Origin of the sequence: Pseudomonas cerasi (assembly GCF_900074915.1) — a bacterium.
GTDB lineage: Bacteria > Pseudomonadota > Gammaproteobacteria > Pseudomonadales > Pseudomonadaceae > Aquipseudomonas > Aquipseudomonas cerasi.
Genome location: NZ_LT222315.1, coordinates 1 through 18,858 on the forward strand (window position 1 = coordinate 1; position 18,858 = coordinate 18,858).

An 18,858-nucleotide genomic window follows, 5' to 3' on the forward strand; every position below is an offset into this window, starting at 1 on the left:
TAATCAGCTCACGTTATGTGTGTTGAACAGGTGTCGATTGCTCATCTGGCCTGTTCAAGATTTTCCAAAAAGCCCGCCGGCAAGCGGGCTTTTTGGTTTCTGCGATTCGTGAATCTACATCGTCGCTTTCCTGCAAATAAAACTGTGCCGGATAGTAGCATGGGACCTCCGCTTTTCGCCCTACAAAATCCGTTGCTTTCAAAGAGCTAGGCCACTCATCAGCACGGAGTGGGACGCAGCTGGCCCAGGACGCGCAGGATTTCGTTTTCAAAGGCCACTTTCGATTCAAGGTCGGCCAGCCTTTTGTGACCCTCTGCAACGCACCTCAGCAAGCCCGGCAGGTGACCATGCTGGGGCGGCTCGTTGCCGTTCGTGACCAGGTAGCCTTTGTGGTACTGCGCGGCGATGTAACCCTGCGTTTCCAACGAGCGCAGCGCTTCACGCACAGGCATACGGCTGACCTGGAAGGCATTGGCGATGGCTTGCTGCGCAAGCCGTTCACCTGGTTCAAGTCGTCCGTCCATAATGGCTCCGCGAAGCGCTTCTTCTATGGTCTCGCGAGGCAGCGCTATAGGCTGTGCAATGCCGAGGGCAATGGTTTCGAGCACGTGCTGCGCGTGCAGTTTTTGCGTTCTGCGGTTACTCATTTACTTCTCCTTTTTACGCATGCGAACACAACCCTGCGCCGGAGCGCCTGACTCGGCGCGGCACAGGTTGAGGTGTGATTTCTTAGGTGCCACCTCCTGGCCGGGAGGTGGCCTATCAGGCGGCTCAGTCCACGCTCATGCCGTCATCTTCATCCGGGGATGACAGCTCCGGTGTGCCGGCAGCGATGGCCTGCCCTTTGGCGTGGTTTCAGCGACTTCCCGCTCAGGCGCGGTCGGTTGCGCAGACCATTCGCGGCGGTTGACCGTTTTGTCCGTGACAGTGCCGTCCTCTTCGATGACCTGCACCACGACAGGCTGGGTGCCCAGGTCTTGCAAACGTACCTGGTCGCCTTGCTTCAGATCTGCGTCGCCCATGGCCTCTTCCAGCCCCGCCCACACCGTGCGGGGCTTACCGCCCTCGGGCTTGGCGTCACGAAGTATTTTGTTGGTTGTGTGTTGGTGCTTCCCATGCTCGATGCGTGCCCTCGATGACTTTGCTCCTGGACGGGGCTGTCTGGCTCGTTGCTGCTTTTGTGTCGGAAACAGACGCTCTTCCACCTCATTGACTATCTGGGCAGCCATCTCCGTGAGGTGGTCCAGATCATCGACCAACTTAGGCGAGTTTTCGACTTGCTTGTAAGTGGCGACGATGCTGGCCTTGAACGCTTCACGATAGCTGTCGTTTTCCATGTAAGACGTGAGCGCTTCAGGGTCTTGTTCCGCCGCAATAAGCCAGATGGCGTGGTCTTTACCTCGCAAGCCCATGACCGTATCAGAGGCTCTGACATCCGCTTCGGACATCGGAAAATCACGACGCCATTGTGCTTCAAGCCTGACCAGCTCGCTGGGCTCTGCAGGTCCGGATCGTTGGCCCGACTGGTCTGCCCTTCAGCTGTGGCTGTTGCTGCGGGATCGGCAGTCGATTGCGCACGCTGCGCCTGCCATTGCAAAGGCCTGATCGCCCTTGGGCTCACCACGTTTGGAATGCCCAGCGTGGTCGCCACCAGTTCGACTAACGAAACGCGCATCCGCTCTGGCACGAAGTCCAGCTCTTTGGTCAGTACCTGGCTAACCTGCTCAGCGGTTTCCTTCTTATCCCTCGATTGTCACTGTAACGGGTCCCGTATCTCCCGTGAGGAGTCATCAACCGAGGCCAGGTTGTTGGCATTAGGCTTTGCGGCTTCGGGGTTCACTGGTGCCGGCGCTGGGCTTGTGCCAGCTGAAGTACTCACCGGCTCAGGCGTGCTGGTCTGTGCCTCAGACGTGGCCGGCGGTGGAATCCACATCAGGGTGAGCACGCTGTGCCTGCCATTGCGCAAAGCCTGGTCGCCTTTTGGCTGACCGCGTTCAGGAATGCCCAGGGTGATCGCCACCGTCTCCACGAACGCAATGCGCTCCGGCTCGGGAACAGTGTCGAGCTGGGTGGCCAGCGCCTGGCTAACCTGGTCAGCCGTTTTTCCTTGGCCATACAGCGCTTCGATAGGCACGGTAACGCCTAGGCGATCCGCCTGGTCCCGCACGTCCCGTGTGGCGTCATCAACGTGCCGAGGCAAGTCGGTGGCAGGACCAATGCTCTGGCCATCACGTTCGATGTCCAGCTCTGCACGGCGGTCAGCCAGGCTTTGCGTTCATGGCCTTGTCGGTGAAATGCACGTCCAGGCCATTCTTGGCCACCGCCTCGATCCACCAGCTTTTTGAATTCGGCGGTGCCGGTGATGGTCAGTGTGCTGCCGAACCGCTCCCTGGCCAGCTGGAGGGCCACGGACACCCCGGATTCGGTAATCCCCGTGCGGCGCATAGAGATTGTTTTGCCCGTGTCCACAAACAGGGTCTTGTCGGTCTGCTTGTCCAGGTAATGCACGTTCTGACTGAACTTGGCTTTGCGTGTGTAAAGGTCCTTGGCGCTGAGGTCGCGGGCCCGCTGACTGGCGGCGGCGGGATCAACCTGTTTGGCAAAGCGATCCATGACCCGCTTCACCCGGTCACGCACGCCTTCAGGGCCAGGCCCTCTGGCACCGCTGATGCTGAAGCCTGGGTCTTCTTTTTCGTCTTCTAACAGATTGCGTATGGCTGCACTGCCCATGAAATTCACCTCGGTGTTGGGTTTCGGGTTGTGGAACTGTTCACGCGCTTTAAGCCGTTCGAAGGTCAGCACGGAAACCAGCTGCGCCTTGTCTTGGCGGGTTAAGCGTTGATCGGAGAACACGGCGCGCCTGAGCGCGTAATACTGTTGATCGATCCGGCGTATTGCCCATCGATGCGCCGGGGCAATCTGGTTGTGCTGCGCTTCCCGCGTGAAATACGCGGCCACCGTCGAGGCCTGCCTGTTAACGGTCAGGGCCTTGATCGAGGCGCGCTTGAACACCAGCGCCTTGTCTGCGGGCCGTTTGAGCGGATCGAACAGCATCCGGGCGCGCTGCTCGATGTCAGCCACCGTCGCGACCCGATGCGGGTTCTTGGCGTAGGGCGGGACGACAGAGCCAGGCCGCCATTGGCGGGGAGGGCGAGGCTTGCCTGGAGCCCTGGGCCTACGCCCGACAGAAGATCGTCCAGGCGTTGCTGTCGCAGTCGCTGCCTTGGGCATCGACGTGACGGAAGGTGCTCTGTAGAACACCAGCGCGTTGTCAGAAGGCTTCTTGAGCGGATCAAAAAGGCGTCGGCCTCGCTCCTCGATGTCAGCGATGGTCGCGACGCGGTGCGGGTTCTTGGCATACGGCGGGACTACGCGTCCAGTTCGTACTCGGGCGTTTCGGGGCTTTCCAGCTCCGGTCCGGCGTCGGCCTGTAGCGCCTGCTGGCGTTGCTGTTCCCGTTGCTTCCTGAGAAACGGCGGCAGGCCCGCGTCCTCCTCTTCCTCGCTCAACTGTGGACCTGCTCCCTCTTCCTCTTCCTCGTCCTCCTCCTGGTACAGATGGTCGCAATCCAGAATCTCCTCCTGGTTGCGACTGTCCCAGGTGAACGTGTGCATCACTGGGCAGTAGCACCGCACCGTCACGGCTTCGGGCCGATCCGGCTTGCCGGTGATCTGCCACATCGCTGACGGACAGGTCTTGCAGGCCATCGGCAGGTGCGGCAGTGCGTCGCCCCGCAGTTTCAGCAGGACTTCGCTGGTGATCTCTCTGTCGTTGCCCGGTGTGTACGTTGTCATTGTGTTCTCCATGGACTTGGTAGAATTTCTGCTCGCGCTCAGCAAGCAACTGCTGACGCTCTTCTGGGCTGGCAGCCACATAACGCTTGCGAAACGCCGGTGTCGCCTTTTCCACATACTTGATTTCCATCGCCCGTTGCGGCCATTCAGTTAACCGCTGGGCAATGATCGCTTTATCAAGCGGCTCCTTTTTCAAGTCGCGCCTGACGATAAAGTCATCGTGAAAGATGGTTTCTTTGAGGTTGGTAAACTTCGCATCACCGGGCAACTTGACGGCCACGTACTCATTGTCTTTGCCCTGGTTGCGGATGCGCGTTTCACCGTAGGTGGCCGCCAACTCGTAGAACGCCTCACGGGTGGTCACGTTCTTTTCAATCACCTGCCTAACCAGCGTTTGCTTGAACTCCCGATTCTTACCGTAGAAGTCATCGCCCTTGTACCTGGACAGCACGCTTGCGGCATCAGCAATGTCTACCCGAACATGCTCTCTGGGTGACGCAAGGTTGTACTTCTGGTTTAGGTATTCCTGGAAAGCCTCAAAATACTTCTCATGATTCTTATAAAAGCCCACGGGGTTGGCTTCATTACCACTGAGCAAGTTAATGCGCGGCACGATCACATGAATATGCGGTTTGCGCTCGACAGGCTTGCCGGTCTTCTTGTCAGTTACCCATTTGATTTTCGGCAAATGCGCTTCTGCATAGAAATTGAATTCTTCCGCTTTATACGCATACATGAGAAACTGTTTAAATTCGGCTGTAACTGCTTTAAGTGTGGATTCAGCCACAGCGTCTTCACGAAAGCTAAGCGTGAACGTCAAGTAACGGTCCTGGCCGCGATCAGGGATGCTCTCATATATAGAACGGGTTAAATCGAGGTCGCCGGATATAACCAGGCGATGATCCAGTTCATCGCGAGTGAACTCACGCCCTGACTTATTGCCTTCTTCGAGATATTCCTGTGCGCCAGTGTTGTACCCACTGGGCCTAATCAGCATCAGAGACACCTGCCAACAGCAGGGCCTCGATGGCGGTCAACTTGTTCAACCAGAGGGTGTATGTCTTTTCAGAAATGACGCCACGGCGGTGTGCAGCATTCACCTGATGGGCCAACTGGTTAATGTTGTTGCTGGTTTTGTTATAGAAGAACAGCAGCCGGTGATAGTCCTGTGGCTTGGCCGCTTTAACATTGAAGGTGAGTTTCGCATTGATAAAAACGTCACGCAGGAACTCGGAAGTCGTCATGCCTGCTTCCTTGGTTTTCCTGAGTATCTCGGTGTGATCATCCTCACCCACACGCAGGGTCAGGACACGGGTCTTGGGGGGCTGCTCAGCCATGGGGCCTCCGACGATCAATGACGCAATTGATTTATCGACTGATGACAAACGACAAGCGCAGCGCTACCGCTCTGCGGGGTTTCAAAGGGGTTTCCCCTTTGGCACGGCGATGTATTCGGGGGGGCGCTTCATCCCCCCGTATACATCGGTAACGTGCCTGTTTTGCGAATTCGGATTTCGAGTACGGCTCCAGAAGACAAGTGCACACTGCATTTGCACTGCACTCGCACTGCAAAATAACTGCACCTACACTGCATCACACTGCACTTTCACTGCATTATCAGTGCACGTGCACTGCACCTCACTGCATTTGCACTGCATCTTCACTGCACCTACACTGCATTGCACTGCACTTTCACTGCATCCCCACTGCAAACCCTGATGAAAAGGAACATTTATGGCCAAATCAACCATTGCTGACACCCTAAACAGAATGGCCAACGCACAGAACGGTCGCAGTGTGGCCAGCCGCCTGCGTGACATTTTCCCTGACATCGAAAGAGCGCTTGAGGCAGGGGTGAGCCGCACAGCCATTCTGAAAGCGCTAGAAGATGATGGATTGGCAATCACCATGAAAACATTCGAAAGCGCTCTGTACAGAATCCGCCGTAGCACTAAGATAAGTGAGGCAAATACAGGCATCGCTGGAAGTTCAGAATCACGTAGTGCGAGTCAGAAACTAACAACATCTCAACAGCCTGAAGGTAAGCCTCACCCTTTCGCAGGGCTCGGCGGTAACGGCAGAGACAGCAATGCAGTGCACCACTCTGTACCTGACAAAGACCGAATATACGGACGAAAATAGTCAGAAAAGGGGTGAACTCACCCCTTTTTACTCATCAGCTCTAAGGAAACTCTGAAAAAGACTTCCAAATCTGGTGAAATACGCCAGTCCCAAGCACTGAACGGTTGAGTCCCGATGAAGCAGATGTCCTTCGCTGACGCCGAATACGCTGGCAAACGCAAACAAACCCGCCGTGAACGCTTCCTGATCGAGATGGATCAGGTCGTGCCCTGGAATGGCTTGGTCAAACTGATCGAGCCACACTATCCAAAGGGCGAAGGTGGTCGCCCTGCCTATCCGTTGATGGCGATGTTGCGGGTTCATCTGATGCAAAACTGGTTCGGCTACAGCGATCCGGCCATGGAAGAATCGCTCTACGAAACCACAATTCTGCGACAGTTTGCAGGACTGCACCTGGATCGGATTCCGGACGAAACCACGATCCTCAATTTCCGCCGACTGCTGGAGAAACATGAGCTGGCCGGTGGGATTTTGCAGGTCATCAATGGCTATTTGGGCGACCGTGGTTTGTTGCTGCGCCAGGGCACCGTGGTCGATGCAACGATCATCCATGCGGCGAGTTCGACCAAGAACGAGGACGGAAAACGTGACCCTGAAATGCACCAGACGAAGAAAGGAAATCAATATTTCTTCGGGATGAAAGCGCACATCGGTGTCGATGCCGAATCCGGTTTGGTGCATAGCGTGGTGGGCACGGCGGCGAATGTAGCTGACGTAACTCAGGTCGACCAGTTACTGCACGGAGAAGAAACTTACGTCTCTGGCGACGCGGGCTACACCGGTGTCGAAAAGCGTCCCGAGCATCAAAATCGCCAAATGATATGGTCGATTGCAGCGCGGCCCAGCAGTTATAAAAAGCATGCAAAGGAAAGTCTGATCGGGCGCATGCGTCGCAAAATCGAATACGCGAAAGCTCAACTGCGCGCCAAGGTTGAGCATCCGTTTCGAGTGATCAAACGCCAGTTTGGTTATACGAAAGTACGCTTCCGAGGCCTGCTGAAAAACACTGCGCAGCAGACCACGCTATTTGCTCTGTCCAATCTGTGGATGATGCGAAAACGACTGCTGAATACAGGAGAGGTGCGCCTGTAATGTGGACAATTGACGCTAAAAAGCGCTTGTCCGAAGAAAAAAGAGGAGTTGGGCGAGGCAAAGGTCTGATTTTCGATTGAAACGACGTTTTTTGAAACTTTGAAGCAACGGGAGGGTTAAAAAGTCTGCCTACTTCAGACCTTCCCTAACACCTGCTTTTTAACATTACTGGGCAACCTATCAATAGCCTGACTCTGTTTTTTTGATTCTCCATACCAATAGTTGGCGTTTTCCTGACTGTCCTGCGCAAAATCATACAACATCACCCCCCCAACAGAGGCCGTCATCACAGTTAAAGCAAGGGCAACAGAAAGACAAACATTCGTAATTAACAGCTTGGTATCTCGCAAACTCGCTGACAGTTCGTTTATTTTGCCTTCCGCCTTTGCAGCCACTGATTGCAGCGCCTGAGTAGACCCCGTCAATACAGCAGAGGTATCAGCAACCACAATTTCCTTGATACGTTGATGCGCATTTTCAATTTCAAGTTTGGTTAAGGCACTCAACATGCCTTTGGTCTCGTCTCGTAAAGACCCTACAGTCCTTTCCGAATCTTCAACAGCGAGCACAATTTTCTCAATGACCGTATTCATCGCGCGTGGAACATCACGAACCACCTCTTCCAGTGAATCACTCACACTGTCGAGCATCATCTTATTGGCAAGCACTACGGAAAAGATGGGATCTTTTTCGGACAGGCGAATCCCATGCTCGGAGAATACTTCATTACGAATTTTATGATTCAGCTCTTTATCATTCATTCGAGTTTCCATCCTCACGGGAAAAAACCACATCCAATTGACGATAAACATCATTAAACACATTGAATATTCTTGACTTAGGCATCAAGCCAAAATCAGTGGAGACTTTAACTTCACGGTAAGTCATGTGCCGCTCAGTCATCAGTCGAATATCAGTAATAAAGTCATCACCATTTCTTTGAACGATTGTGACAACCCCTTGAATGATCGGCAAGGCCTCTTGAAACCATTCATTCTGCTCCAGGGTTTTGCCATCAAAAGTAGGCTTACCCCAAAACTCGTTTACCCAAACAACAATTTTTGCATTGGATTGGGTGCTTCGCACCAGGTCAATCAAGGAAATTAGTCCGGCTGCCGTGTCGTCTTTCGATTGGCCACCGGTGACGACACAGTGTATGAATACCTGTTTACCGTATTCCTGCATTGTTTCAAGAACACAATTGGATTTTATGAACTGCGCGAACGGTAAAAACGTCGAGGCTCCGTTATCGACAACCGACACCCTGTCGCTCAGCAGAATGGACTCAAAGAGCGGATCAAAAAGGCGCTGCATCACGATCCCGTCTTCAGCAATTTTGATCAGTTGAACGTTTAACGCAGCAATTTGGTAAAAGGTGCTGTTTACCGGGTCAGTATCCCCGCACGCTGGCTCATGGCCGCGTTCAATCATGTACTGCGCGAGAATGGATGACGCGAAGGACTTACCCACGCCGCCTTTCCCTTGAAGAATCCAGTGGGTAGTATTTTCCATCGGCATAAGGTTGTTCATAGTGTTTCCTATGGTCGAGTTGAGGCGATCAATCGCCTGAATAGAATGGTTTGTGGCGTAGAGTTTCAACACCAAGGGCGCGGCCCTTGTCATCCCGCAACGGCCGCGTTGACCTCGGGAGCGCGGGGTGGTGAAGCTACCCCACACTCCCAAGGTGAGCCTTTTCTGAACGAGGTAGCGTCAAGTGTGCGCTGCGCCCGTGCTTCCGTTCGCCGCGACGATAGAGCGCGTCACGACGAGCCGGGAGCGCGGCACCTGACGTGTCCGAGAACGAAAGAGGGTGTGGTACTGGTACGGCGGGTTGAAGACGATCAGCCCTGATGACTGTTTGCGTCGGCGTCATCAGTGTTGAGCTGAGCCATTTCCAGTAACGCTGGCGGGATTGTCTCAACCGCCCAGTCCGCCTCAAAGGGTGGTACCAGGTTACGCTGTTCAGCGATACACAGGCATTGCAGTAGCGTCGCCAGGGAGACACCCAGGCTTGTTCCTGCACGACTGTCCTGGAACTCAAATATGGCCCCTAGATCTGGAGCCAAAGGCGCTGACGTTGCACCGTGGTTCATATGATTCCCCTCTTGGTCGCAATTTCTCTAGCCACCGCCAGAAGCTTTTCATTGCGCTGTGCTTGCTCGGGTGAGACATGGATCAGCGCCTCGAACCGATCCGGGTCGAAGATGATCTGTTTTTCGTACACTTTGGGAGCCTTGGCAGCCTCATTGGTCCGTGTGAAGTCCCGGACTCGAAGCTTGAGCGTTTCGACCAAGCTTGCGTCTTCGTCATCGACTTTCACGCGGTGGTGCAGGCACTGCAGTTCAAGCTTGAACCACTGATGCCCCTTCACCAGCTGCCCCTCCGAAGTGATCCTGGCTGATGGCACCTTTGTGCGAATACCTTCAGCAAGCTCAACATTTTTACCAACGTACTGACCAAACAAGCTCTGGACTGGGCCGAAATAGGCAATCATCCAGGGCAGGTTGCGCAGGTGTGCACCTGTGTACAGATGGCCCTCAGAGTCCAGCCATTGATCAAGCATGTCACCGGCGAATTTGTCAGAGAACGAAAATCCGAAGTCACTGCGCAAGATCAGCACAATCCGGTCGAACTCGTTGATGGCCAAGTCGGTCAACTCCCGAGAAACAGGCCCCGGTGCACGGCGACTGTCAGGTCCACGGCCACTCGCTTTGAGCTTGTAGGGACAGAATTCAAGATCGAGCCGATTGAAAGCAAAGCCCTTCATTTCACTCCCAACGTGACTCCCGTACCGCCGGGCACCTCCGGGAGTTTCCTTGTAAACGCCCTTGAGCTGGATGGCGTTGTCGCAGTAGGGGCAAACCGCAAAATGGCGGTCATCTCCTCGCTGTTGACCTGGCTGGAACCACGGATGACGCCGCCCTAACCACTCTTCGACATTTTCCTTAGTGACCTTGTAGGCTGGATGCCTTCCTGGCGTAACCTTAAAATGTGCAACCATCGTACTTCTCCACCCGTGCCCACCAATGCTCCGACAAAGGTGCCATGACTGATTGCTGCTGAGCAAATCTTAGAGCTTCCATGACATTGCCATAGGTCAGGGTCAGCCTCTGCCCTGATGCGCTTTCCAGTTCGAATACCAAGGAGCATGCGCAACCTTCTCCTGAATTTTCGGTGACACCGATCAGCCGAGCCACCGGTGGGCAGTTTGAGTTTTGGTTCATGACAGTTCTCCTGGGTCGATGCTTGAACGGCAGATGTTCCACGACGCTAGAACCCGTCACGGCGTGACGGGTACCGAGGAGGGCTAAACCATCATCCATGTGAACCGGTAGGGGTCCATGAACGGGATATTGTCGTCACCGCCGTCAAAATCCCCAGCGGGTTGCGGTGCAGACGCTTTGGCCTGTGCTTGCTTACCTGATGCACGTGGCGGTTTTGATGCGGCTTTCCCTTTGCCGGACGGTTTTTCCGGTGCCGCCTGCTGGGGGGCTTGCTGCTGAGTGGGTTCCTGATGATCACTGCCGCCGCTACCGTGGCCGTTCTGGCCTTGTTGTGAGTCGCCCTGTGGACGGCCACCGAGCAGCTGCATGGTGCCCTGCATGTCCACGACGATTTCCGTTGTGTAACGCTTCACCCCGTCCTTTTCCCATTCGCGGGTTTGCAACTTGCCCTCGATGTAGACCTGCGAGCCCTTGCGCAGGTATTCGCCGGCGATTTCTGCGATCTTGCCAAACAGCGACACGCGGTGCCATTCGGTCTTCTCGACCTTCTGCCCGCTCTGCTTGTCGGTCCATTGCTCGCTGGTGGCCAGGCTCAGGTTGGTTACCGCTGTGCCGTTGGGCAGGTAACGACAGTCAGGGTCTTGTCCGCAGGTGCCTACCAGGATCACTTTATTGATGCCACGCGCCATGATTGCGCTCCTTCTTCAATGAGTTCTTTAAGGGGTGTCTTCGTTCGGATCAAACACGAATATCGTGCTCAGAAGCTTTCGGCCTAGGGCTGTGGACTGCTCAGCTGGGCCCAGCAGCAATGCCGTTGAACCGTCTGCCGACAACTCAAACTCTGCAAAGCAGTTGTCGCAATCCACTGGACGCCAGGTCATTTCCCACGCTCTGACGTTGACGATATCCACGGTTGCGGGTGTTTCACAGTTGGGGCAGTGCGCCGTCATCGTGTCACCGTCTGGCCACTGCGCCGCCTTGGGCTGTTGTTCTTCAGGCATAGCTAATGCTTCCTTTAGAAAGAGGGGTCATGCGCGCGTGGGTTTGCGGCTGAACACGAATTCCAGCTTGGCTTCGTGGTTGAGCTTCAGTGCCGCGTCAAAGGACTTGCCGGTTTTCTTGCTGTGAAAGCCCTTCAGTACGCCGGTCTTGCCCGTCGTCAGCAGCGCCTCGATCTGGCCGGGGGACAGCATCTTGCCGCTGACTTCCGGGTAGAACTTGAACACGCAGGCGCGACAGCCGATCACTCGCGGGGTGACGGCCAGGTCACTGCCGCACATGGGACACTGAGCGTTCAGGCTGTCCAGTACCGGCTTACCGTCGCCCTGCACGTTGCCCAGGTCGATGTTTTGCACCTGGTCTGCAATGAAGGCCTCCAGTTCGTCCAGGAACGCGTCCACGCTCAGTTCACCGGCCTCGATCATCTGTTGCTGTTCATGCCAGAGCGCGGTCATGTCCGGCGTAGTCGCGATATCAGGCAGCGCGGCGATGAACTCCAAACCCAACGGGGTGGGGATCAGTTTTTTCTTCTCTACCGCGTAGAAGCCACGCTCCTGGAGCTTGGCCAGCACCGCGCCACGGGTAGCGGGGGTGCCGATGCCGCCGTTCTCGCCTTTCTTGCCCTGGTCACGGTCGATCAGCAGCTGCTTGATGCGTGGGTCTTTCACATATTTAGCGACCCGCCGTAGGTCCTTGAGCAATTCGGCTTCGGTGTAGAGCGGCAGGGGCTTGGTCTTTTCCTTAACTACCGTGATGCCGTCACATACCCCGGCGTCACCGACTTTCAGACCCGCCAGCGCATCGAAGGGGCTTGCCACCTCGGCGGCGTCCGACCCGTCTTCCTCTTGCTCGTTTTCTTCAGTGACCTGCGCCGTCCAGCCTGGCTGCGTCACTTTGGTGGAGCGTGCAACGAAGGTGTGTCCGTTCACGCCAAAACGCACTTCGGCACTGAGGTAGCGTTTTTCGGGCAAGAACTGCGCGACGTAGCGTTTGACGATAGCCAGGTACACGGCGCGTTCATCGGCGCTCAGTTGGGCGATGTCGATCTTCACCGCCGTGGGGATGATCGCGGTGTGGGCCGAGACCTTGCTGTCGTCGAAAGCCCGGCTTTTGCGTTCCGAATTCACCTCGGTGAACATCCCGGCCAGGTCCGGCAGGGCCTCGCTCAGCAGGCTCAAGGTCTGCGGGGCCTCGCCAAATTGTTCGTCGGTCAGGTAACTGCAATCCGAACGGTTATAGGTGATGGCCTTGTACTTCTCACGCAGCGCCTGGGTCAGTGCCAGGGTCTTTTCAGCATCGATGCTGTGGGTCTTGCTCATGTACACCTGCAGGTCGAGCAACGCGAACGGCAATGGCGCCGGCGTTTGCTTCTCTTCCACGCGGGCCTCGATCACGGCTGCAGCTTTCTGCCGGCACGCGTCGGCCACGTTGGTGGCGTAGGCCTCGTCAATGATCCGGTTCTTGTCATCGATCGGGGCATCGGCGGCCACCACGAGGCGGGCCTGCGCACGACTGCTACCAAAGGCCAGGCTTGCCGCAACCGTGTAGTAAAACGCACTGGCGTGACTCTTGTTCGCCAGGTAGCGATTCACGATCAGACCCAGGATCGGGGTTTGGACACGGCCCACCGACAACACGCCTTTAACGCCCTTGGCCCTACCGGCCAGGGTGCAGGCGCGGGTCATGTTGAACCCGTACAACTGGTCGCCGATGCTGCGGGCCAGAGCTTTCTGGAACAGGCCGTAAAACTCGCGGTTGTCGCGCAGCCCCTCCAACGCTTTGCGGGCAGCGTTGGCGTTCATGTCGTTGATCAGGATGCGTTTGACCGGCGCGGTGTTGCCGAAATGCACCAGGACCTCATCGACCAGCAACTGGCCTTCGTCGTCCGGGTCACCGGCGTGGACGATTTCTGAGGCGCGACCGATCAGCTGCTGGACCACTTTGAGCTGGTCGCGGGTGCGCGCAATCGGCTGGTACTTGGCCGGACGCAGCTTCAGGGGCAGGTCGGCCTGGACCCAGTTTTTATAATCAGGGTTGTGCACCTCAGGTGGGGCCAGTTCGAGCAGGTGGCCCACGCACCAGGTGACGATATCGTTGCTGCCGCACTCGAAATAGCCGTCCTTGCGTATGACGGTGCCCAGCGCCTCGGCAATGACCTGGCCCAGGGCAGGCTTTTCCGCAATGAATACTCGCATGGTGTTCTCCTTGTCAGTATCTGGGGCTTAGCCCCGGACCTTGCCGAACTTGTCGTTGATTTTTTGGGTGTAGCTCTGATCAGCACCGGGGCAGCTGTTGAGGTAGTCCTGGCGCGCCGTGGCGGTCTGGCTCCATCTGATGTTCCCGTGCTTCTTGACCAGGATGCTGAAGTAGTCCTGTTCGGCGCTGCGGCACTCGCTGCCACCGCTGTTGCCGGTGAATTTGCCGTAGAGGCAAAGCACGGACTTGCACGGGTCGCCGGCGAACGCTGAGCCGCTGCCCAACAGGCACACTGCGAACAGTGCGCAGACCCGAGTTTTGCCGCGACCGGGCACGGCGTTGCCAGCGGCCTGACCCTGGCGGTCAGCCGTTTTGCTGAAGGTATTCATGTGTTGCTCCTGCAAGCGTTTGGATGTGCCAGTGGGGGGACTACATCGTTTCGGGGGTATCGTCAGCCTGCGCAGGCTCGGGATCCGGCTCGACCTCGGGCGGCTGAGCCTTGTCCGCTTCGACCTGAGCCGGGTTGGACGCGGTGTCTTTGGGGTTCCAGCGCTGCCGCTGTTCGGCCTGCATGGGCTTGGTGTCGGCCACGGCCACCTTGGCTTCGACGGTGCGCACCGGCACGGTGAGCGCGTCGATTTTGGTTGCGTCTCCAACCGGCAAGGGCGGAGGGGTCATCTTCTGTCGCGCTTTAAATACGTCCTCTTCGAAGTAAATGATCTTGCGCGCCAGAATTTTCATGGGCTCTGTTTGCCGGTTGCCCTGGACAAAAATCAATTGCTTGTCGAAAGGTAACTCGTTCACCTCCTGGGGCAGCAACAAGGGCCGGGGCTGCTCGCTGTAACTGTCTGTTTGACCTCGAGCACCCACCTCGTGCTTCTGTCTGTTCAACGATTGGTTATGGACGCGCACGGTCGTGTTGCCCAAGCGCGTGCTGTACTCCTTGGCCAGCTCGATGTCACCGGGGGCGAACACAATTTCGTTGTGAATCGCCTTCATGATGGCATTGCCGGCTGTCTCGCCATAGATAGCGCGGACCTGATCCTTGCCCTGGAAGATGAGGAAAAACCTCAGACCGGCACCTCGGGTCAGCGCAGGCGCGGTTTCCATGATTTCCATGCGACCCATAATGGCGAATTCGTCCATCATCAGGGCCAGTTGGTATTTGTACCGAAGCGTACCGTCTGCGCAGTGCCCGCCTTGCTCCGGAATGACCGTGGAATTGAGCCGAATCGCCTGGGTGAAAAACAGGTTCATCAGCGGGCCGTACTTCTTCAGGTTTCTTTCGGTAACGCTGAAGTAAACGGTGGTCTTCTCCTCGCGCATTTTGGCAAAGTCGATGTCGTCATCCGACACGGCCCAGGCCACCGTCTTTTCGGCATACACCGACAGCACGTCGCGCACGATATCCACGGTAGTGGACCAACCGCTGCTCTTGTTTTTCGAAGCTTCGTACACACCGTTAAGCTCTCGAAGGGTTTCAACGGTCAATGCATTAGGGCCGGTGCTGCGCAGCTCGATGATCTGCTGAGCCCATGCCCCCATCCCGGTACCCAATGAGCCAATTTCGTAGGCCTGGGGCAACGTACAAGGCATGGCCGGGGTTTCCATCAGGTACAGCAGGATGGATGAGAAGACGTTACCGGCCTTGTTGTACCACTCCTGGTTTTTCGGGTTGTCGGAGACAAACAGCACGCGGGCCAGGGTACGAATATCGCCTAGCCGGTACAGCGGGTCGCGGCTAATGGCACTGACCGGGTTCCAGCGGTGCGTTTCCAGGCGCTCCGGCGAAAAGCGGTAGACCTTGTGGCCAGCTGAGGCGCGAAAGCCCGAAGTAACATCCCAGTTTTCGAATTTCGGATCGTTGACCACCATTGAATCGGGGTAGCTCAACAGGTTGGGGATCACCGCACTGACGCCTTTCATCGAGCCTGGGGGCGCAGCCAACATCACAAACTGTTGGCCGTAACTGGCCAAAAATACGTCTTTGGTAGGGTGCTTGCCCAAGAGGAATGCAGGATGCTCCTCGATCCGCTCTTGTGGATTGTCCGGGCTGATGGGTTGTGGTTTGGCTTTGGCCATCAGCGGCTCCCTGCTTGACGCTGAAGCGCCTGTTCGTTGTTGCTTTGGGCCTGAAGTGCGGCCTGCTGGTGTTGCAGGGCGATGGACACCTGCTGGTTGGCCTGAATCTGCTTGAGCGAGGCGCTGATGACTTCGAGCTGGTTCGCCTGTCGATCAAGCTGTGACTGAGTCGCGCAGCCGGTCAGGGACAGCATGAATACAGCGGACAGGGTCAGTGCGGTACGAACGTTCATAGTTTGGAATCCTTGATGGGATCGTGGACGACAACCGAATCGGGATAACGGAGCAAACTGGGAATCACAACCCCTACGGGCTTGCCGGAACCTGGCGGAGCAGCCAGCAGAAACGAATCCTCCGTGGGGTGCTTGCCGAGCAGGAACGCGGGATGCTCCTCGATCCGTTCTTGGGGATTGTCCGGGCTGATGGGTTTGGATTTAGCCCTGGGCATCAGCGGACACCTGCCCGACGCTCAATCGCCTCGGCTTCGAGGCTTTTTTGCAGGGCGATGGCCACCTGCTGATTGGCCTGGATCTGCGTGAGCGATGCACTGATCTCATCGAGCTGGGCGAGTGCGATATAAATCCCCAGCCAAGCTGCAATGACGAAGACGACGCCCAGCGCGATGGGCAAGGGCAACCCCAAAAAGAGAAGGGGTTTCGATTCTTTTGCTTGTTCCATGGGGAATCTCCTGCAAGGTGCTTCCGGACACAGCCCGACACCAGGTGGCTGATAGCCGTCTGCGTGGCGGTGCATGGGGAGGGTCTGAAAATGCGGGTGTATCAGGGGGCGAAGCAGCTACCTATTTGCACAGCCTCCGCTTGAGTTATCGAGTGGCTGTTGATCGGCATGTCGCCACTTCAAGTAGTCCTCGACACGCCAGAAACCGGCAGCGGCAGCATTGCGTTCAAGCATCCACAACGTTTCGCCAGGCTCGACCATGCCGTGGTAATCCTTAGCTAACTTACGGCGTGGATCGTCGTCCTGTTCAGCTGCCAATTGCTCCTGATTGAACTGGTCGCTGCGTGCCTGCTCTTCGGCCAACTCCTCTTCAGTGAAGTAGTCATAGGGATCATCACCAAAGTCAGGCTCTGCGAACTGGCATTCCCATTCGCTGCGTATCTCCTGTTCATCGCTTCCGGTGGCCAGCAGATGACCGAGGTAGTCCAGGGCACCGGCTGGAATGTCTGCCAGCGGCATGTCCAGAATCCGGGCGACTTCGGGCTTCGCTTTCTCAGTAGCCTCATCAAGCGCCTTGCTGATGCGCTCATATTCAGCCTCATCGGCTTCCCGCTTAGCGCGCAACCGCTCGCTGTTCGCCACCTGGTCGGCCTTGGCCTGCTCGATGACCCTGCTCCAGTCAGGCGGCGGCGGGCAGACACCCTTGTCGATCAACCCGGCATTGATCATGCTGAGCAACGCCATGTCCTGCTCCGGCACCGGCGTGCTGACGATTGGGTCCGCGGAATCGTCCTCGATGGCGTCCGACAAGCCGCGTTTCATACGGCCAGTGCCCACTCGCCTCACCAGGTGAAGCTCTCCCCAGGCGTTGCCGGTCGCCCTCCGGCCTTCCATTTCCAGGCTCGTGGTGTATTTCATCAACCACTTGTGCATGAACCGCTGACGCTCGGGTGCCATGCGCAGGGAAATGTCATGGAAGCGCTGATAGAACGCTTCGTCATGCCCGCACGCCATGCTGTCGCCCTGGTGCGCCACCTCGTGTTCGACCAGCCCGAAGATGTAGGCTGCCGTTTTCATGGGTTCGGACTTGAGCCGTTGCACGATGGGGCGGTTGATGGCCAGGTAGGTTTTACCATCCGTCCACGCTTCACTGGTGTTTGACTCGCCAAGCAACACATCCAGGCGGTCCTTGTTATGTCGAACGGTGCCATCATTCCAGCGTTCAGCCCCCACACACGCACCGGCGTAGTGTTGCAGGCACCAGCGCAACGCGATCCAGGCCCGGCGTGTTTCCTTGTCCAGCGCCTTTTTCTCATCGACAATCGATGTGCGCTCGACATAAGCCTTTTTGACCGTCGCAAACGCGGCGCACTGGGGCACCTTCAGCTCTCGGTACCAGTGACTGACGGCAGGTCTGGCATTGGCAATCACTCGTTCCAGCACATCTTCAAAATCTTCAACGCTATGGCAACCGAAGCGGTCGAGTGTTTGTGGATGCAGCACCTGGATAATGCGTTGCCCGGCAATGCCTTCGCCTTTGGGTATGTCACTGCCCTTTAAAACAACGGTGTAGGTGCCTTTGTGCTCACGAAACGCCTTGTTAATAAAATCCATCAGGGTGATATGCCGTTTGCCTGGCAGCACCGTAATGACTTCTTCATGGCAGAATATTTTGGCCACATCAGCTGCACCGCTGAGCAAAGACAGTGCTGATCGCGCTCGACGTGCTTCTGTCTTGCGGCGTCCACCCAACTCCCCCGAGACCTTGTCGGCCAACGGGCCGAACACCTTGGCGATTGCTTTCCAGACCGGGCAGGTTTTGCGCAGTATCTCGCTACGGGAGACGTTGAGGGCAATCGCCTGCTTGGTCACGATCAGGCCTCCAGCCCCCCAGAGGTGCGAGGAATCGTGACGGACCAGCACACCTTGGTTGTAGATCGAAACTGCGCCTTCTTCCTTGGCCCGGTAATAGGCGTATTCGTCTTCAAAGTCCCACTTTTCCGTTGCAGGATCGCGGGTAATGAGACGGCCATTGAGTTCAACGCTGATGCGGGTGTAGCGCACCAGGTCACGAATCTCCTGGACGGCAGACATCAACTCCAAATCGTTGAGCGGTTCGTACCAGGTGCCCTCGATGGAGCAACCCGGTGCGCCGTGTTCAAGATCGTCCAGCTCGTAGTTGTAGCCCATCGAGCGGGTATCAACGGTCATCTGCCAATCGTTGGAAGCCCAACGTGTCTTGGCATGCGCCATGATCTGACCCCGGCCCAGGCGAAACCGGCCATAGGTGGCATCGCCTTCCTGGTGCGGTGTGCCAAAGCGTCCGAAGTAGCGCAGCACGTCATTGCGGCTGGCAAATCCGCGACCGTCATCAGCGCAGTGAAAGCCCTCTTTGGTCATGGTCAGGCGCAATGCGGTGGCATCGGCGTCTACAGAGTTCATCACCAGCTCGATGATGGCCTTGCCGATCGATCCGGCCTGACTATGGATGATGTGTTGAATGATTTCGGGGTCCAGCTCGAAAGGTAGCAGCACGGTACACCTCATATGGATAAAGCTAGGCACAGCCAAACGCCAGACAGCTGATAGCCGACTGCGTAGCGGTGCACTGGGATGGTTTGAAAATGCGGGAGTATCAGGGGGTGATGCGG

General features: G+C 56.6%; 21 protein-coding genes and 1 pseudogene. 3 read left to right on the top strand and 19 right to left on the bottom strand.

The annotated features are described in order from the left end of the window. Positions 1-218 precede the first annotated feature (218 nt). The 5 genes from PCPL58_RS00900 to PCPL58_RS31815 form a co-directional block, all read right to left on the bottom strand. Entirely contained in the window at positions 219-647 is a 429-nt protein-coding gene (locus PCPL58_RS00900) for a GntR family transcriptional regulator (protein WP_060409988.1), read from the bottom strand. A 135-nt stretch (positions 648-782) separates the two neighbouring features. Next, positions 783-1,448 carry a relaxase gene (locus tag PCPL58_RS32385; RefSeq protein ID WP_331716478.1) on the bottom strand — a complete coding sequence of 222 codons (666 nt, stop codon included), beginning with the start codon at positions 1,446-1,448 and terminating at the stop codon, positions 783-785. A gap of 305 nt (positions 1,449-1,753) precedes the next feature. Further along, positions 1,754-2,134 (bottom strand): hypothetical protein, encoded by a 381-nt coding sequence (locus PCPL58_RS32390; RefSeq protein ID WP_331716479.1) that lies wholly within the window; start codon positions 2,132-2,134, stop codon positions 1,754-1,756. Positions 2,135-2,142: 8 nt separating this feature from the next. After that, on the bottom strand, positions 2,143-3,231 hold the full coding sequence (locus PCPL58_RS32395) for an LPD7 domain-containing protein (RefSeq protein WP_331716480.1): 1,089 nt from the start codon (positions 3,229-3,231) through the stop codon (positions 2,143-2,145). 137 nt (positions 3,232-3,368) lie between these two features. Beyond that, the gene (locus PCPL58_RS31815; protein ID WP_065348611.1) at positions 3,369-3,794 is read right to left on the bottom strand and encodes a hypothetical protein; all 426 of its coding nucleotides are present in this window, start codon (positions 3,792-3,794) and stop codon (positions 3,369-3,371) included. Between the two features lie 220 nt (positions 3,795-4,014). Between PCPL58_RS31815 and PCPL58_RS31820 the strand changes: the two genes are divergently transcribed. Continuing rightward, on the top strand, positions 4,015-4,290 hold the full coding sequence (locus PCPL58_RS31820; protein ID WP_065348612.1) for a hypothetical protein: 276 nt from the start codon (positions 4,015-4,017) through the stop codon (positions 4,288-4,290). 490 nt (positions 4,291-4,780) lie between these two features. On the opposite strand, the gene PCPL58_RS00930 is transcribed toward PCPL58_RS31820, so the two are convergent. Further along, positions 4,781-5,131 carry a plasmid mobilization protein gene (locus tag PCPL58_RS00930; RefSeq protein ID WP_002556109.1) on the bottom strand — a complete coding sequence of 117 codons (351 nt, stop codon included), beginning with the start codon at positions 5,129-5,131 and terminating at the stop codon, positions 4,781-4,783. 397 nt (positions 5,132-5,528) lie between these two features. Between PCPL58_RS00930 and PCPL58_RS00935 the strand changes: the two genes are divergently transcribed. Both PCPL58_RS00935 and PCPL58_RS00940 read left to right on the top strand, forming a co-directional pair. Next, a complete protein-coding gene (locus PCPL58_RS00935) occupies positions 5,529-5,936 on the top strand; it encodes a hypothetical protein (protein WP_004666948.1) in 408 nt (135 codons plus the stop codon). 114 nt (positions 5,937-6,050) lie between these two features. Continuing rightward, positions 6,051-7,028 carry an IS5 family transposase gene (locus PCPL58_RS00940; RefSeq protein ID WP_065348561.1) on the top strand — a complete coding sequence of 326 codons (978 nt, stop codon included), beginning with the start codon at positions 6,051-6,053 and terminating at the stop codon, positions 7,026-7,028. Between the two features lie 134 nt (positions 7,029-7,162). Here PCPL58_RS00940 and PCPL58_RS00945 read toward each other — a convergent pair whose 3' ends face one another. From PCPL58_RS00945 to PCPL58_RS01005, 13 genes and pseudogenes are all read right to left on the bottom strand, one after another. Then, entirely contained in the window at positions 7,163-7,789 is a 627-nt protein-coding gene (locus PCPL58_RS00945; RefSeq protein ID WP_065348614.1) for a hypothetical protein, read from the bottom strand. Then, positions 7,782-8,651: a nucleotide-binding protein gene (locus PCPL58_RS00950; protein WP_004662055.1), complete on the bottom strand. Its 870-nt coding sequence runs from the start codon at positions 8,649-8,651 to the stop codon at positions 7,782-7,784. The genes PCPL58_RS00945 and PCPL58_RS00950 overlap by 8 nt, the downstream gene beginning before the upstream one ends. Before the next feature lie 466 nt (positions 8,652-9,117). Further along, the gene (locus tag PCPL58_RS00960) at positions 9,118-10,029 is read right to left on the bottom strand and encodes a hypothetical protein (protein WP_157893870.1); all 912 of its coding nucleotides are present in this window, start codon (positions 10,027-10,029) and stop codon (positions 9,118-9,120) included. Next, positions 10,013-10,252, bottom strand: a complete 240-nt coding sequence (locus PCPL58_RS30425) for a hypothetical protein (protein WP_157893871.1) — start codon at positions 10,250-10,252, stop codon at positions 10,013-10,015. Before PCPL58_RS30425 ends, PCPL58_RS00960 begins: the two co-directional genes overlap by 17 nt. An 83-nt stretch (positions 10,253-10,335) precedes the next feature. Next, on the bottom strand, positions 10,336-10,941 hold the full coding sequence (locus tag PCPL58_RS00965) for a single-stranded DNA-binding protein (protein ID WP_065348617.1): 606 nt from the start codon (positions 10,939-10,941) through the stop codon (positions 10,336-10,338). A 27-nt stretch (positions 10,942-10,968) separates the two neighbouring features. After that, positions 10,969-11,253: a hypothetical protein gene (locus tag PCPL58_RS00970; protein WP_065348618.1), complete on the bottom strand. Its 285-nt coding sequence runs from the start codon at positions 11,251-11,253 to the stop codon at positions 10,969-10,971. 27 nt (positions 11,254-11,280) lie between these two features. Next, positions 11,281-13,446 (bottom strand): type IA DNA topoisomerase, encoded by a 2,166-nt coding sequence (locus PCPL58_RS00975; protein ID WP_065348619.1) that lies wholly within the window; start codon positions 13,444-13,446, stop codon positions 11,281-11,283. 27 nt (positions 13,447-13,473) lie between these two features. Further along, entirely contained in the window at positions 13,474-13,836 is a 363-nt protein-coding gene (locus tag PCPL58_RS00980; RefSeq protein ID WP_065348620.1) for a TrbM/KikA/MpfK family conjugal transfer protein, read from the bottom strand. Between the two features lie 40 nt (positions 13,837-13,876). Next, positions 13,877-15,529 (bottom strand): type IV secretory system conjugative DNA transfer family protein, encoded by a 1,653-nt coding sequence (locus PCPL58_RS00985; protein ID WP_065348621.1) that lies wholly within the window; start codon positions 15,527-15,529, stop codon positions 13,877-13,879. Next, positions 15,529-15,762, bottom strand: coding sequence for a hypothetical protein (locus tag PCPL58_RS00990; protein ID WP_044422741.1), 234 nt, complete (start codon positions 15,760-15,762; stop codon positions 15,529-15,531). The genes PCPL58_RS00985 and PCPL58_RS00990 overlap by 1 nt, the downstream gene beginning before the upstream one ends. Positions 15,763-15,779: 17 nt before the next feature. After that, positions 15,780-15,977: pseudogene (locus PCPL58_RS00995) on the bottom strand (type IV secretory system conjugative DNA transfer family protein); the annotation flags it as partial. Beyond that, the gene (locus tag PCPL58_RS01000; protein WP_065348622.1) at positions 15,977-16,207 is read right to left on the bottom strand and encodes a hypothetical protein; all 231 of its coding nucleotides are present in this window, start codon (positions 16,205-16,207) and stop codon (positions 15,977-15,979) included. The pseudogene PCPL58_RS00995 and the gene PCPL58_RS01000, both read right to left, overlap by 1 nt. A gap of 117 nt (positions 16,208-16,324) precedes the next feature. Further along, complete coding sequence (locus tag PCPL58_RS01005; protein ID WP_065348623.1) at positions 16,325-18,742, bottom strand: ATP-binding protein; 2,418 nt, start codon at positions 18,740-18,742, stop codon at positions 16,325-16,327. Positions 18,743-18,858 lie beyond the last annotated feature (116 nt).

Bases quoted from the DNA above. Each gene is read 5' to 3' on its own strand.
- PCPL58_RS00935 (WP_004666948.1), top strand. From the start codon at position 5,529: ATGGCCAAATCAACCATTGCTGACACCCTAAACAGAATGGCCAACGCA.
- PCPL58_RS00990 (WP_044422741.1), bottom strand. From the start codon at position 15,762: ATGAACGTTCGTACCGCACTGACCCTGTCCGCTGTATTCATGCTGTCC.
- PCPL58_RS00975 (WP_065348619.1), bottom strand. From the start codon at position 13,446: ATGCGAGTATTCATTGCGGAAAAGCCTGCCCTGGGCCAGGTCATTGCC.
- PCPL58_RS31815 (WP_065348611.1), bottom strand. From the start codon at position 3,794: ATGACAACGTACACACCGGGCAACGACAGAGAGATCACCAGCGAAGTC.
- PCPL58_RS00945 (WP_065348614.1), bottom strand. From the start codon at position 7,789: ATGAATGATAAAGAGCTGAATCATAAAATTCGTAATGAAGTATTCTCC.
- PCPL58_RS00980 (WP_065348620.1), bottom strand. From the start codon at position 13,836: ATGAATACCTTCAGCAAAACGGCTGACCGCCAGGGTCAGGCCGCTGGC.
- PCPL58_RS00970 (WP_065348618.1), bottom strand. From the start codon at position 11,253: ATGCCTGAAGAACAACAGCCCAAGGCGGCGCAGTGGCCAGACGGTGAC.
- PCPL58_RS00950 (WP_004662055.1), bottom strand. From the start codon at position 8,651: ATGACAAGGGCCGCGCCCTTGGTGTTGAAACTCTACGCCACAAACCAT.
- PCPL58_RS00965 (WP_065348617.1), bottom strand. From the start codon at position 10,941: ATGGCGCGTGGCATCAATAAAGTGATCCTGGTAGGCACCTGCGGACAA.
- PCPL58_RS32385 (WP_331716478.1), bottom strand. From the start codon at position 1,448: ATGTCCGAAGCGGATGTCAGAGCCTCTGATACGGTCATGGGCTTGCGA.
- PCPL58_RS00900 (WP_060409988.1), bottom strand. From the start codon at position 647: ATGAGTAACCGCAGAACGCAAAAACTGCACGCGCAGCACGTGCTCGAA.
- PCPL58_RS32395 (WP_331716480.1), bottom strand. From the start codon at position 3,231: ATGCCCAAGGCAGCGACTGCGACAGCAACGCCTGGACGATCTTCTGTC.
- PCPL58_RS00940 (WP_065348561.1), top strand. From the start codon at position 6,051: ATGAAGCAGATGTCCTTCGCTGACGCCGAATACGCTGGCAAACGCAAA.
- PCPL58_RS00930 (WP_002556109.1), bottom strand. From the start codon at position 5,131: ATGGCTGAGCAGCCCCCCAAGACCCGTGTCCTGACCCTGCGTGTGGGT.
- PCPL58_RS00960 (WP_157893870.1), bottom strand. From the start codon at position 10,029: ATGGTTGCACATTTTAAGGTTACGCCAGGAAGGCATCCAGCCTACAAG.
- PCPL58_RS00985 (WP_065348621.1), bottom strand. From the start codon at position 15,529: ATGGCCAAAGCCAAACCACAACCCATCAGCCCGGACAATCCACAAGAG.
- PCPL58_RS01000 (WP_065348622.1), bottom strand. From the start codon at position 16,207: ATGGAACAAGCAAAAGAATCGAAACCCCTTCTCTTTTTGGGGTTGCCC.
- PCPL58_RS30425 (WP_157893871.1), bottom strand. From the start codon at position 10,252: ATGAACCAAAACTCAAACTGCCCACCGGTGGCTCGGCTGATCGGTGTC.